Genomic DNA, 12,753 nt, shown 5'->3' with positions numbered 1-12,753 from the left:
GCGCTGGCGTCTGCCCGAGGCCCATTTTGCGCGCAACACGCTGGGCACTCACGCAGGGCGATCGGCGCCCTCCAACGAAAAAGCCCCAGGAATCGTACGATCTCCTGGGGCTCTCTGCATTCTGGTGGCCTGGGTCGGAATCGAACCAACGACACGCGGATTTTCAATCCGCTGCTCTACCAACTGAGCTACCGGGCCAACGAAGAAGGGAAAGTATAGAGAGCTTTTCCGACTTGCGCAAGCCCTTTCTCAAAAGATTCTGGGAAAGGGCTCGTTCACTCAGTCATTCAGTCATTCGCCCTTGCTCTTGCCGAGGTCGACGCCGAGCTGCTTGAGCTTGCGATACAGATGCGTGCGCTCGAGGCCGGTCTTCTCGGCCACGCGCGTCATGCTGCCGTTCTCGCGCGCGAGGTGATACTCGAAGTACGCGCGCTCGAACGCGTCGCGCGCGTCGCGCAACGGAATGTCGAACGAGATCGAGGCCGTCTGCGCCACGCTGACGCCCGGCGCGCCGTCCGCGCCCAGCACCGGCAGCGCCGCCGCCGACGCCACCACGGCCGGACCGCCCGCCGCCGGCTTCGCGCCAGGCGCACCCGCCGCCGGCACCGGCGCGGCGGTGCCGCGCGCGAGGCCCTGCTCGACTGCCTTCAGCAGCTTTTGCAGCGCGATCGGTTTCTCGAGGAAGTTGAGCGCGCCGATCTTGGTCGCCTCGACCGCCGTGTCGATAGTCGCATGTCCCGACATCATGATGACCGGCATCGAGAGCTGGCCTTGCGCGGCCCACTCCTTGAGCAGCGTGACGCCGTCGGTGTCGGGCATCCAGATATCGAGCAGCACCAGGTCAGGCACCTGACGCTGACGGAATTCGCGCGCCTGTTGCGCGTCCTCCGCGAGCTCCACGACGTGTCCCTCGTCGCTGAGGATCTCCGAGAGCAATTCCCGGATGCCCATTTCATCGTCTACCACCAGGATGGTTGCCATTTACGCTGCCCTTGTCTGCACTGTTGCTTTTGATCCCTGCTCCGCTGTAACGCTTGAACGTGCGTTTGCGTTGGCGTCCGGGTCGACGTCGTCGGCGAGCTGGAGAAAGAGAATCGATATTTGCGCGCCTTCGATCACATCGCCCGCTTTCATGCGGTTGCGAATGTCGATGCGCGCGCCGTGCTCGTCGACGATCTTCTTGACCATCGCAAGCCCGAGTCCTGTTCCTTTGGCCTTGGTCGTCACGTAGGGTTCAAAGGCACGCGTGAGGATGCGTGCCGGAAAACCCGAACCGTTGTCCGAGACCGTGAGACGCACCGCAACGCGCGTGTGACCCTGCGCGTCCGCTTCGCCGTATTCTACGGCCCGCGTTTCGAGCGTTACACGAGGCTGCGCGACATCGGCCACGGCGTCCTGCGCATTCTGCAGGAGGTTGTGGATGACCTGGCGCAATTGCGTCGCGTCGCCACGAATGACGGGCAGCGTCGACAGCTCGACCTTGATCGCGCTCTTGCCTTCTTCCGCGCCGTAGAGCGTGAGCACTTCGCTCACGAGGTCGTTCAACTGCAGGCTCGCGAGCACCGCCGGCGGCGTGCGCGCATAGTCACGGAAGTTGTCGACCATCTGCTTCATGGCCGCGACCTGATTGACGATGGTCGTCGCGCCGCGCTTGAGCACTTCGGCGTCCGAGGGCGCGAGCTTGTCCGAGAGCTTCATCTGCAGACGCTCGGCGGACAGCTGAATGGGCGTGAGCGGATTCTTGATCTCGTGCGCGAGACGCCGCGCGACTTCGCCCCACGCGACCGAGCGCTGTGCCGAGATCACGTCGGAAATGTCGTCGAACACGACGACGTAGCCCGAAGTCTGCATGTCGCCCGCGTCGCGGCCGGTGTCGGAGACGAGACGCGCACCGCGCACGAGCAGCGTCAGCGGATCGGTTTCGCCCGGCACGGGCACCGAGAACTGCTGCTGCCAGTGGCCGCGGTCGACGCCGCCGTTGTCGCCGCCCATGCGCGACGCTTCCTGATCGGCGAAGGCCTTGCGCACCATCGCCGCGAAGTCGCCGAGCGCGGCCACGTGGTCGATCGGCAAGCCCACCTGCGTCTGGAACGGATGACGGAAGATGCGTTCCGCGCCGGGGTTCGCCGTGGTCAGGCGGAACTGCCGGTCGAACACGAACACGCCCGCCGTGAGATTCGCGAGGATGCTTTCGAGATACGCCTTCGAATGTTCGAGCGCGACGCGGTTCTTCTCGACGGCCTGGCGCGCTTCGGAAAGTTGCCGCGTCATCGCGTTGAACGACTGCGTGAGGAAGCCCAGCTCGTCGCGCGACTTGATTTCGCGTTTGGGCGTGTAGTCGCCCTCGGTCACTTCCTTCGTGCCCTGCGCGAGCAGGAACAGCGGCCGCGCGAGCTGGTTGCCGAGCGCGAGCGCGAGCATCATCGCCACGAAGGTCGCGAGGAACAGCGCGAGCGTGAGCGTGCCGATGTACATCTTGCGCAGGCCGGTGCGGCCGAGCGCCTTTTCCTGATATTCGCGATAGGCGCGCTGCACGGCGTCCGCGTTGCGCGCGAGCGCGGCGGGCACGGGCTGTTCGAGTTGCAGGAAGCGTTCGGCGGGCTGCAGGTCCGTGGTGTTGCCGTCGGGAATACGCGTGACGACACGCAACCTCAGCGCGCCCTTCGGTCCATGCAGATGCGGATCGCCGTCGACTTCGCCTTCGATCGCCGCATAACCGCGCCCGCGCGCCTGATCGATCATCAGTGCGGTGGGCAGGTCCGCCGGCATCAGCGAGGAGAAGTTGCTCGACGCCTGCGCGACCACGTGCATGTCCGGCGCCGCGCCCGACATGCTGCGCACCGGCTCGACGATGGTCGCGTCCTGCACGCCGAACTGGTCGCGCGCGCGCAGCAGCGTGAGCGTCGTGCCGGCCGCGTCGCCGCTCGCGATCTGCTCGGCCATCAGGCGCGCCTTGGTCTGCAGATCCGACAGCGAGGCGTCGAGCATGCCGCGCCCGAGATTGAGACCCGCCGTGAGCGCGGTTTCCACGTTCACGTCGAACCACGATTCGATCGAGCGCGAGACGAACTGATACGAGACGATGTAGATGATGCCGCCCGGCACCACGCCCACGAGCGCGAAGAAGAATGCGAGCTTGGCGAGTAATCGCGTGCCGAACTTGCCGCGCCGCAAACGCACGACGATCACGATCACGAGCGCCGTGACCACCGACATGAAGATGATCGCGACGCCGATGTTGGCCGCGTAGAGCCAGCCGTAATAGCGGTCGAAGAATTCCGTGTTCGCGCTCGCGGCGGCGAGCAACACGAGCAGCAGCGCCGCGGTGAACGCGACGGTGGACACCAGCAGCCTCACGACGAAGCTGCTGACACTGCCTCCGGTGGCGCGGCGCACTTTATTTAGCACGTTCGGTCACCGTGAAGCTAAAGCGCTTCCAGTCGGAAGCGAGGTTCCAGTCGCGATTGTTGACCGCGTCGATCTGGAACGGCTTGGGCATGAGCGCGACGTCGAGCTGCATGCGCACCGAGGCCGTGTAGGTCTCGCCCGGATGCACCTGATTGCGCTCGATCACGTGCCACGACGTGACGTGCTTGATGACGGCGAGCGCGTCCGCCAGCGTCGAAAAGCCGAGCTGGAGACCACCGCTCGACACGCGATATTCGCGCGTGAGCGGCTGGAACGAGAGGCGAATGCTTTGCGAGACGCTCACGGGTTGCTCGTCGAACCAGTACCAGCGCGGGCGCGTGAGTTCGAAATCGGTGGTGAAGTAGAGCGGAATGCCCTTGTTGACCGCGTCTTCCAGGCTGCTGTTGAGATCGAAATCGAAGCGGGCGTCGAGGCTCCAGCCGGAGCCGTCGGCCTGCAACGAGGCGCGCTGCACCGAGATCGAATCGGCGCGCGCCGGCGCGGCGGCCATGAAGCCAAAGAACAACGCGACCCAGAGCAGGGCCGCGAAGCGCAGCGGGAAGAAGCGTTTGATGGTCACCGTTTCTGGAAGCGCGCGTAGAAGAATCCGTCGTGATCCGCGGGGCGATCGGCCGGCGCGCCATCGGCCGCGGTGGGCAACAGTTGCCCCGGAGCATCCAATCGTACCGCATCCTCACGGCTGCTTTCAAACCAGGCCGCCTGCGCCTCTCCTTCCTCGGGGAACAGCGAGCAGGTCACGTAGAGCAGTTCGCCGCCCGGCTTGAGCAGGCTCCACAAGGCTTCGACGATACGGCGCTGCTCCTTGGCGAGCGTCGCGATATCGCGCTCGCGGCGCAGCCAGCGAATATCGGGATGACGTCGCACGATGCCCGAGGCCGAGCACGGGACGTCGGCGAGAATGCGGTCGAAGCGCTCTGCGTCGGCTTCGCCTTCAGCTCTGAACCACGCTTGCGGCTCGCCCGCATCGCCGACCACGACGCGCGCGTGGCGCAACGGATGCGCGGCGTCGTCCTGCGCGAAACCCAGACGCGCGAAGTTCTCGCCGATACGCCCCGCGCGCGAGGCGTCGCTCTCCAGCGCGATCAGGTCGATGTCGGCGAGTTCGAGCAGATGGCCGCTCTTGCCTCCGGGCGCCGCGCACGCATCGAGCACGCGCATGCCGTCGCGAACACCGAGGATTTCGGCGGCGATCTGCGCGCCCGCATCCTGCACGGACACGTCGCCCGCGAGAAAGCCCGGAATGCGATCCACCGGCAGCGGCGTGGCCAGCCGCACGGCGTGCGTGCCGATCTGCGTCGCGGCGATGTTCTCGGCGGCGAGGCGCTGCACATAGTCGGCGGCGTTGGCGCGGCGCGCGTTCACGCGCAGCGTCAGCGGACCGTGCGTGTTGCCCGTGGCGAGAATCGCTTCCCATTGCGCGGGCCACGCGCGGCGCACCGCGTCGATCCACCATTGCGGATAGTTCCAGCGCGCGACGTCGTCGGCTTGCGCGGCGGCCAGCGCCTGATCGCGCTCGCGCAGGAAACCGCGCAGCACGGCATTCACGAGGCCCTTCGCAAAAGCGATTTCGCGGCGCGCGCCCACCGTACGCACGACCTGATCGACGACCGTGAACGGCGTGTAGGCGGCGTGCGCTTCGTCGTCGACGAGGAGCGCCAGCGCGCAGGCCAGCAGGTTCGTCACATGGGCGGGCGGCGCCTTGCTCACGCGCTGCTTGATCAGCCAGTCGACCGTGCCGAGGCGACGCATCGTGCGGTACGCGATGTCCTGCACCGCGCCGCGCGCGACCGAAGCAAGCTCATGCGGCAAGGACGCGAACGCGTTCGACAGCGCGGCGGGCAACGCCGCGCCGGCCCGTACCGCGCCAACGGCCTGGGCAGCCTGATCGAGCGCGAAGCCGAGCGAGTCGGGGGCCAGATGCACGGGCGCAAGCGTCGCCGGTGCGCCGGATTGCCGGGCAGGCGAAGCGGATCGTGCGGAACGGCCTGCGCGGGTCTGGCCGGCTTTGCCGGCAGTGCCCGACGGGCGACGGGAATGGCTGGATGTCATGAAAAAACCGGATGCGAGCCGCATGGCGCGGCGTACTGGCATAAGCAAAGCACAAGCGAGCCATTGTAGCGTGGCGTGGGCGCAACGCTGTCCATGCGGCGCAGCAAAGCCGACGCTTCGCCGCGCCGAACCGCCGGCAGACGCGGCGCTCGTGTACTAGAAAACCGCCGATTTCGCCTGAGTTCCCGCTGCAAAATGGCAAACGCCCTGCTACGCCCCGTAAAGGCCGCCATGAAACTGTTCGGAAAAAGATTCGATCTCGTGTTCCTGGTCTTTGTCGCGCTGTTCGCGGTGGCCGCTCAGGGATCTCACAAGCTGCTAGCGCCCTTCTGGGACTACAGCAGTTACACGTCCGCGCTCACGCGCTACCACCTCGGCGTCGATCCGTACGGCATCGCGGCTTCGGACTTTCCGCTGGTCTATCCGCCAATCTTTCTGAATCTGTTCGCGAACGTGCCGTTTCTCGCCGTGTATCTGCTGTTCGCGCTCGCGACGCTTGCCTACGTGGTGTACCGCGTGCGCAGGACGGATTTCGTCTGGGCCGCCAGCGTGGGCTTTCTCGCGGGCGGCGCGGGCGTCGGCGCGCTGCTCACAGCGAATTTCGCGATCTTTTCGCACTTGCTGATTGTCATGCTGCTCTATTCGGCGTCGCGCAGCGAGCGTCGCGCCGCGCTCGGCTACGGCCTCGCCACGCTCGTCATCGTGCTGTTCGCGTCGATCAAGATTTACTTCGCGGCCTATGCGCTCGTCTTTCTATTTCTGCCGAAAGGTATCCGCTACTTTTTCATCATCCCGATTTGCGTCGCGTGCGTGGACGCCGCGCAAATGCTGCTCGAACCGCAGTTGTGGGCCGGTTTCGAGACGCGCCTGCGCTGGCAGGTGCTGACGCAGCACGACTCGGGTCTCGTGCTTTCCGGCATCCTGCAGCAGCGCGTCGCGAGCCTCTCGGCGCTTCAGGACGTGCTGATCCACGAAGCCATCGTCGTCGCGCTATTTCTTTACGGGATCAACCCGTTGCGCGAGCCGCGCACGATCGGCTTCAACGAGGTCTCGGGCAAGCTGTTCTACGTGATCGCGTTCGCGATCATCCTGAATCCGCGCCTGAAGGAATACGATATCGGCGCGTTGTTCGCATGCTGCTATATCTCGCTCTTTCAGAGCACACGGCCCGAGGATCGCGCGCAACGGCTGATCGCCTATGTCGTTCCGGTTGCGTTCGCCGCCGCGTGGATGCTGGCGCGGCTCACGCACGTTTTCCTCTTCCTCGACCTGATGTGGATTGTGAGCGTCTACGGTCTCTTTCTTGCGATTTCGATGCGCCAGCGCGCGTTGCGCAAGGTCGGTCACGCGCGCCCGCCGTCACACATCGGCATCAGGCAGGCATAAAAAAACGCCTCGGAAAGAGGCGTTTTTCGTGATGCGCTCGCGCTGCGTGCGCGACCGTTCCCGGTTTAGCGCTGGCCCGACGCCATCTCCATCAGACGACGGATGCGTTCTTCCGTCGACGGGTGCGTGCTGAACAGATTCTGGATGCCGCCGCCCGAGAGCGGATTCATGATCATCATCTGCGCGGTGGCCGGATGTTGCTCGGCGGCCGCGAACGGGATGCCCTGCGCGTAGCGATGGATCTTGTCGAGCGCCGACGCCAGCGCCTGCGGATCGCCCGAAATCTCCGCGCCGCCCCGATCGGCCTCGAATTCACGCGCGCGCGAAATCGCCATCTGGATGAGCGCGCCCGCGATCGGCGCCAGCAGCGCGACGGCGATGCCCGCGATGGGGTTCGTCGGACGACCGTTTTCGTCGCGGCCGCCGAAGATCATCGCGAAGTTGGCGAGCGCCGAAATCGCACCGGCCATGGTGGCCGAGATCGTGGAAATGAGGATGTCGCGGTGCTTCACGTGCGCGAGCTCGTGCGCCATCACCCCGCGCATCTCGCGCTCGGACAGCACGCGCAGAATGCCCGTGGTGGCCGCCACCGCCGCGTGCTCGGGATTGCGGCCCGTGGCGAATGCGTTGGGCGCATCTTCGTTGATCAGATAGACGCGCGGCATGGGCAGATTCGCGCGCGTGGCCAGATCGCGAACCATCCGGTAGAACTGCGGCGCCGTGGTTTCGTCGACTTCCTGCGCGTTGTACATGCGCAGAACCATCTTGTCCGAGAACCAGTACGAGAAGAAGTTCATGCCAAGCGCGATCACGAGCGCGAACATCATCCCGCTGCGCCCGCCAATCAAACCGCCAATCGCGATGAACAGGGCCGTAATCGCGGCCATCAACATCGCGGTCTTGACCCAGTTGAACATGTGCTGTGCTCCTTAACCCAGTGGGGATCAAATCGTTGGACGCCCGCCGCGCGCCATCCCTCAAAGGGACAGGCCGCGGCAGCGAGCGCATTGTAAGCGATCTGTTAGATAAGGGCGGGTGCGAAAAATTCAATCTCCGCGCGCCGTTTTCGGGTGGCGCGCGGTTTCAGCCCGGCGTTCAGTTCGACGCTCAGCTCGGTATTCAGCGCCAGCTTCAACGCGTGGTGGTCGCGAGCTTCACGCCAAGCCCGACGAACGCGGTACCGACCGTGCGGTCGAGCCATTTCTTGATGCCCGGCTTGCCGGAGAAACGCTGCGTGACGCTGCCCGCGATCCACGCGACGAAGCTGTTCCAGACCCAGCTCATCAGCACGAACACCACGCCGAGCGTGAGGAACGCGATCACCTTGTGCGGGCTCGTTACGCTCACGAACTGCGGGAAAAACGAGACGAAGAACAGCACGACCTTCGGATTCAGCACATTGGTCCAGAAGCCCGACAGGAACAACTGGCGCAGCGGACGCGGCGCGGCGGCGCGCGCTTCGCCGGCTTCGGGCTCACTGGCCTTCGCTTCGCTCTTCGCGAAAATCAGGCGCACGCCGAGATACACCAGGTAGCACGCGCCCACCAGCTTGATGACCGTGAAAGCGGTGGCCGACGCCGCCAGCAGCGCCGTGAGACCGAACGCGCAGGCGAGCGCGTGCACGCAGCAACCCGCCGAGATGCCGAGCGCCGACACCAGACCGGCGCTGCGGCCCTGCGCGACGCTGCGACCGACGATGTACGCGGTGTCCGGGCCGGGCGTGACGTTCAGGAGGAAAACCGCGACCACGAAGAAGCCGAAATGGGTGATGCCGAACATGACTTTCTCTGCAAATACGGTGAAGAAATAGCGCACGAACGCGGTCGCGCGGGGCTCGATCGAGACGCGACCGGGCCTCGAAGCAACCCACCGATTCTAACGCGCCCCGCATGGCGCGCGACACCTGGCCGAACGGATGACTGGCGCGCGAACGCGCCTGGATTTACGCTGCGGATTCGTCGGGCAACGCGAAACGCTGGCCTGCCGAAAGCGGCATGCCGGCCAGGAATTCGCGCGCGGGCAGGCGCTTGCCGCCCGGCTTTTGCAACTGCGTGAGGCGCAATGCGCCCTCGCCGCACGCCACCACCACGCCCGTGGGCGAGACTTCGAGAATCTGGCCCGGCGCGGCGCCTTCGGGCAGCGTCACGCCGGCGGCCGGTTCGGCGGCCCACAGCTTGAGCTGCGCGCCGTCGAGCGTGGCCGCGCCGCCCGGGAACGGATCGAACGCGCGAATCTGGCGCGCGAGCGCGAGGGCGGGGCGGCGGAAATCGAGCGCGGCTTCCTGCTTGCCGATCTTCTCGGCGTAGGTCACGCCGTCGGTGGGCTGCGGCGTGAGCGGCAACTGGCCGGTGCGTTCGAGCTGCGTGAGCCAGTCCACCACGAGTTGCGCGCCCAGATTCGCGAGGCGGTCGTGCAGCGTCGCCGTGGTGTCGGTGGGCGTGATCGGCGTGCGCACTTCCGAGATCATCGGACCGGTGTCGAGGCCCGCGTCCATCTGCATCAGCGTGATGCCGGTTTCGGCGTCGCCGGCCTCGATCGCGCGATGGATCGGCGCGGCGCCGCGCCAGCGCGGCAGGATCGAAGCGTGAATGTTGATGCAGCCGTCCGTCGGAATGTCGAGCACTTCCTGCGGCAGGATCAGGCCGTAAGCCGCCACCACCATGACGTCGTGCGGTGTGGCGCGCAGCAGGTCGATGGCCTCGGCGGCCTCCTGCGGGTACTTGCCCGCGCGGCGCAGCGAAGTGGGCTGTGCCACGGCAATGCCGTGCTCCTGCGCGTAACGCTTGACCGGGCTCGCCTGGAGTTTCATGCCGCGTCCGGCGGGACGATCGGGCTGGGTCAGCACGAGCGGCACGGGAAAGCCCGCCTCGTGAATGGCGGCGAGCGCCGCGGCGGCGAATTCCGGCGTACCGGCGAAGATCACGCGAAGAGAGTGGCTCATGGGCACAAGCGAATACGGGGTGAAACAGTGAGGCGCACGGCTGGCGTGCGCGGCGCTTACATGGCGCGTTCGAGCTTCTTCATCTTGCTCTTGATGCGCGTCTGCTTGAGCGACGAAAGGTATTCCACGAACACCTTGCCCATCAGGTGATCCATTTCGTGCTGGATGCACACGGCGAGCAGGCCTTCGCAGTCGACTTCGTAGCTCTCGCCCTTCTCGTTGAGGGCGCGCACGCGCACTTTCTCCGCGCGCTCGACTTCGTCGTAGATGCCCGGCACCGAGAGGCAGCCCTCTTCGTGCACTTCGCGCTCGTTGCTCGACCAGACGATTTCCGGGTTGATGAACACCTGCAGTTCGTCGTGCGCGTCGGACACGTCGATCACCACGACGCGCTCGTGCACGTCCACCTGGGTGGCGGCGAGGCCAACGCCGGGCGCTGCGTACATCGTCTCGGCCATGTCGGCGACGAGCTTGCGGATGCGGTCGTTGACCGCTTCGACCGGCTTGGCGACCTTGTGCAGGCGCTTGTCCGGGTAATGAAGAATATTCAGTAGAGCCATGATTTCACGGTTTCTCGTTGGGCGGCAGGCCGCGCCGATGTTGCGGATCGCGCGCGGACTGGCCGTTCGGCCAGCTTGCGGGCCCAGTACAGGATACGGAGGATATACGGACAAAACGGCCGGATTCAACGCGCCGGCCGCCTCGGGCAGCCGGCTCCGTGCCACTCGCGCACTCGCACGGGCCAACGCGGCCGCGCAAGGGCAATGCCTCGCTGCGGCGCGTTGCAGCAGCGCCTCGGTGCGTACCTCAACGAGCGCCGCCAACAAATTTCGGATGGTGAAAATTTTAACACGACGGGCTGCGCTTCGCCCGCCCACGGGAGAATCGCCCATGCTCGTTCCGCCGTTGCTTCCGCCGTCGCTTCCCGAGTCACGTCCTCAGTCGCGTCCTCAGTCGCTCGCGCCACCGCCGCCGGCTCCGCTGCCGCTGGCATCGGACGAACTCCACGCCTGGCTGCGCCTCGCCTGTGCGCGCGGCCTGAAGCCCGCCGCGCTGCGCGCATTGCTGGGCGCGTTCGGGTTGCCGCAACAGGTGCTCGCGCAATCGTTCAGTGCGCTTGCAGCCGTCGCGGGCAGCGTGGCGGCGCAAGCCGCGCTCGCCGCACCGCCACCCGGGTTCGCGCAACAGGCCGACGCGGTGCGCGACTGGTGCGCGCAGCCCGGCAACGCGCTCGTGACGCTCGCCGACGCCGCCTATCCGCCGCGCTTGCTGGCGATGACCGATCCACCGCCGCTGCTCTACGTTAAGGGGCGGCTCGACCTGCTGCATGCGCGCAGCGTCGCGGTGGTGGGCAGCCGCAGCGCCACACCGCAGGCCGTCGAGGACGCGGCGCGCTTCGCCCGCACGCTCGCGGCGGCGGGCGTGACCGTCGTCTCGGGCCTCGCACTCGGTGTGGACGGAGCCGCACATCGCGGCGCGCTCGACGAACGCGGCGGCACCGTCGCCGTGATCGGCACGGGCGCCGACCTCGTCTATCCGTCCGCGCACCACGCGCTCGCCACGCAGATCGCCGCGCGCGGCGCGATCGTCTCCGAATGGCCGCTCGGCACGCCCGCGCGCTCGGCCAACTTCCCGCAGCGCAACGGCGTGATCGCGGCGCTCGTCGAAGGCGTGATCGTGATGGAAGCCGCCATGCGCTCGGGCTCGCTCATTACGGCGCGGCTCGCCAACGAGATGGGCCGCGACGTGTTCGCGCTGCCCGGCTCGATTCACGCGCCGCTGGCGCGCGGGTGTCATCGGCTCATCAAGCAGGGAGCGCAACTGGTCGAAACGCCCGAGGAGGTGCTCGAAGCGCTGGGTTTCGCAGCGCCGGCGGCGGCAACAGTCGCGATAGCTCCCGCCCAGAAGCGCGCACGGCACGGAAGGCAAGAACAGCACTCGAACGAAACCACGCATCCGCGAACGGCAAGCGCTGCCAGCCAGATCGCCCTGCCGCTCGACACCCCGCCAGGCCGCCCGCCCGCGCCCAATCGTCTCGACGATAAAGAAGCCCAGGCCGTGCTCGTCGCAATCGGTCACGCGCCCGCCACACTTGAAATTCTCGCGCAGCGCACCGACATGGCCGAAGCGGTGCTCCAGGCCACGCTGCTGCGGCTCGAACTGGCCGGCCACGTGAGCGCGCTGCCCGGCGGCTGGTTCGCCCGGGCGTCCCACTGCTAGCGACGCGCCGTGTTACATTCGCGCCAAATGCACCGCCCCACGCATTGCCTCTATATAGAAGAGAACGCAAGGAACGACCATGCCCGCGCTTGACCTCGACACCGACGCCGACCAGATCGCCGAGCGCGTCGCCGACCGCGAGACGCTGTTCGTCGCGTGTCTGTGCGCCGAGTGGTGCGGCACCTGTCGCGACTATCGGGCGACCTTTGACCGCATCGCCGACGCGCATCCCGACATCTGCTTCGCGTACATCGATATCGAAACCCACGCCGACCGCTTCGACGACCTCGACGTGGAGAATTTCCCGACTATCCTGATCGAAGACGGCAACGCCACGCGCTTCTTCGGCACGGTGCTGCCGCATGGCGCGGTGGTCGAGCGCATGCTCGCCGACCTCACCGCGCTGCCGGGCGTCGCCGACGCGCCGAAGCTGCGCCCGGCGCTGCTCGAAGCGTGACGCGAACGCTGCCGTTCACCCGCAGTCGGCCCGCACACATGTTGATCGCACCCCGCTAGCCGGGCGCTACGCCGCCGGGTCGTGCGCTTGAGCGTGATCTTGAGCTTGCGCCCGCGCAGCTTGACCGCATGCGCCGCGCCGCCGCCTTACTGCCAGCTTGCTCGCCGCCGCGCCGCGCCCTTATGATTGGCGCCCGAAAAAGCCGCAGCCAGCGGCGCGCGGACAGCACGCACCGATGACACGAAAATCGCCACCGCCGCGCCATGTGCTA

Annotated in this window: 11 protein-coding genes and 1 tRNA gene; 3 read left to right on the top strand and 9 right to left on the bottom strand. The window is 66.6% G+C overall.

What is annotated here, in order from left to right:
• Positions 1-122: 122 nt before the first annotated feature.
• From BMY06_RS10190 to rsmB, 5 genes are all read right to left on the bottom strand, one after another.
• Positions 123-198: transfer RNA gene (locus BMY06_RS10190), tRNA-Phe, on the bottom strand.
• 93 nt (positions 199-291) lie between these two features.
• Positions 292-981 carry a response regulator transcription factor EsaR gene (gene esaR, locus BMY06_RS10185; protein WP_065061833.1) on the bottom strand — a complete coding sequence of 230 codons (690 nt, stop codon included), beginning with the start codon at positions 979-981 and terminating at the stop codon, positions 292-294.
• Entirely contained in the window at positions 982-3,408 is a 2,427-nt protein-coding gene (locus BMY06_RS10180; RefSeq protein WP_065061832.1) for a sensor histidine kinase, read from the bottom strand. It abuts the gene before it with no gap.
• Positions 3,398-3,988, bottom strand: coding sequence for a DUF4390 domain-containing protein (locus BMY06_RS10175; protein ID WP_065061831.1), 591 nt, complete (start codon positions 3,986-3,988; stop codon positions 3,398-3,400). The genes BMY06_RS10180 and BMY06_RS10175 overlap by 11 nt, the downstream gene beginning before the upstream one ends.
• Complete coding sequence (rsmB, locus tag BMY06_RS10170) at positions 3,985-5,478, bottom strand: 16S rRNA (cytosine(967)-C(5))-methyltransferase RsmB (RefSeq protein ID WP_080180623.1); 1,494 nt, start codon at positions 5,476-5,478, stop codon at positions 3,985-3,987. Before rsmB ends, BMY06_RS10175 begins: the two co-directional genes overlap by 4 nt.
• A 261-nt stretch (positions 5,479-5,739) precedes the next feature.
• Between rsmB and BMY06_RS10165 the strand changes: the two genes are divergently transcribed.
• Positions 5,740-6,864, top strand: coding sequence for a hypothetical protein (locus BMY06_RS10165; protein WP_124263286.1), 1,125 nt, complete (start codon positions 5,740-5,742; stop codon positions 6,862-6,864).
• Between the two features lie 65 nt (positions 6,865-6,929).
• On the opposite strand, the gene htpX is transcribed toward BMY06_RS10165, so the two are convergent.
• From htpX to def, 4 genes are all read right to left on the bottom strand, one after another.
• A complete protein-coding gene (gene htpX / locus BMY06_RS10160; protein ID WP_065061828.1) occupies positions 6,930-7,781 on the bottom strand; it encodes a zinc metalloprotease HtpX in 852 nt (283 codons plus the stop codon).
• 214 nt (positions 7,782-7,995) lie between these two features.
• Positions 7,996-8,643, bottom strand: coding sequence for a LysE family translocator (locus BMY06_RS10155; RefSeq protein WP_065061827.1), 648 nt, complete (start codon positions 8,641-8,643; stop codon positions 7,996-7,998).
• A gap of 163 nt (positions 8,644-8,806) precedes the next feature.
• Positions 8,807-9,805 carry a methionyl-tRNA formyltransferase gene (gene fmt, locus BMY06_RS10150; RefSeq protein ID WP_065061826.1) on the bottom strand — a complete coding sequence of 333 codons (999 nt, stop codon included), beginning with the start codon at positions 9,803-9,805 and terminating at the stop codon, positions 8,807-8,809.
• A gap of 56 nt (positions 9,806-9,861) precedes the next feature.
• Complete coding sequence (gene def, locus BMY06_RS10145) at positions 9,862-10,365, bottom strand: peptide deformylase (RefSeq protein ID WP_065061825.1); 504 nt, start codon at positions 10,363-10,365, stop codon at positions 9,862-9,864.
• Between the two features lie 331 nt (positions 10,366-10,696).
• Between def and dprA the strand changes: the two genes are divergently transcribed.
• Together dprA and BMY06_RS10135 are read left to right on the top strand one after the other, a co-directional pair.
• Positions 10,697-12,025 (top strand): DNA-processing protein DprA, encoded by a 1,329-nt coding sequence (dprA, locus tag BMY06_RS10140; RefSeq protein WP_080180599.1) that lies wholly within the window; start codon positions 10,697-10,699, stop codon positions 12,023-12,025.
• Positions 12,026-12,104: 79 nt separating this feature from the next.
• The gene (locus BMY06_RS10135) at positions 12,105-12,482 is read left to right on the top strand and encodes a thioredoxin family protein (RefSeq protein ID WP_065061824.1); all 378 of its coding nucleotides are present in this window, start codon (positions 12,105-12,107) and stop codon (positions 12,480-12,482) included.
• The last annotated feature ends 271 nt before the right edge of the window (positions 12,483-12,753 follow it).

The organism is Paraburkholderia tropica (genome assembly GCF_900109265.1).
GTDB lineage: Bacteria > Pseudomonadota > Gammaproteobacteria > Burkholderiales > Burkholderiaceae > Paraburkholderia > Paraburkholderia tropica.
This window is presented reverse-complemented; position numbering and strand designations above follow the sequence as displayed.

What these genes read in the sequence shown, in the direction of transcription:
- BMY06_RS10155 (WP_065061827.1), bottom strand. Translation starts at nt 8,643, where the DNA reads ATGTTCGGCATCACCCATTTCGGCTTCTTCGTGGTCGCGGTTTTCCTC.
- dprA (WP_080180599.1), top strand. Translation starts at nt 10,697, where the DNA reads ATGCTCGTTCCGCCGTTGCTTCCGCCGTCGCTTCCCGAGTCACGTCCT.
- rsmB (WP_080180623.1), bottom strand. Translation starts at nt 5,478, where the DNA reads ATGACATCCAGCCATTCCCGTCGCCCGTCGGGCACTGCCGGCAAAGCC.
- def (WP_065061825.1), bottom strand. Translation starts at nt 10,365, where the DNA reads ATGGCTCTACTGAATATTCTTCATTACCCGGACAAGCGCCTGCACAAG.
- fmt (WP_065061826.1), bottom strand. Translation starts at nt 9,805, where the DNA reads ATGAGCCACTCTCTTCGCGTGATCTTCGCCGGTACGCCGGAATTCGCC.
- esaR (WP_065061833.1), bottom strand. Translation starts at nt 981, where the DNA reads ATGGCAACCATCCTGGTGGTAGACGATGAAATGGGCATCCGGGAATTG.
- htpX (WP_065061828.1), bottom strand. Translation starts at nt 7,781, where the DNA reads ATGTTCAACTGGGTCAAGACCGCGATGTTGATGGCCGCGATTACGGCC.
- BMY06_RS10135 (WP_065061824.1), top strand. Translation starts at nt 12,105, where the DNA reads ATGCCCGCGCTTGACCTCGACACCGACGCCGACCAGATCGCCGAGCGC.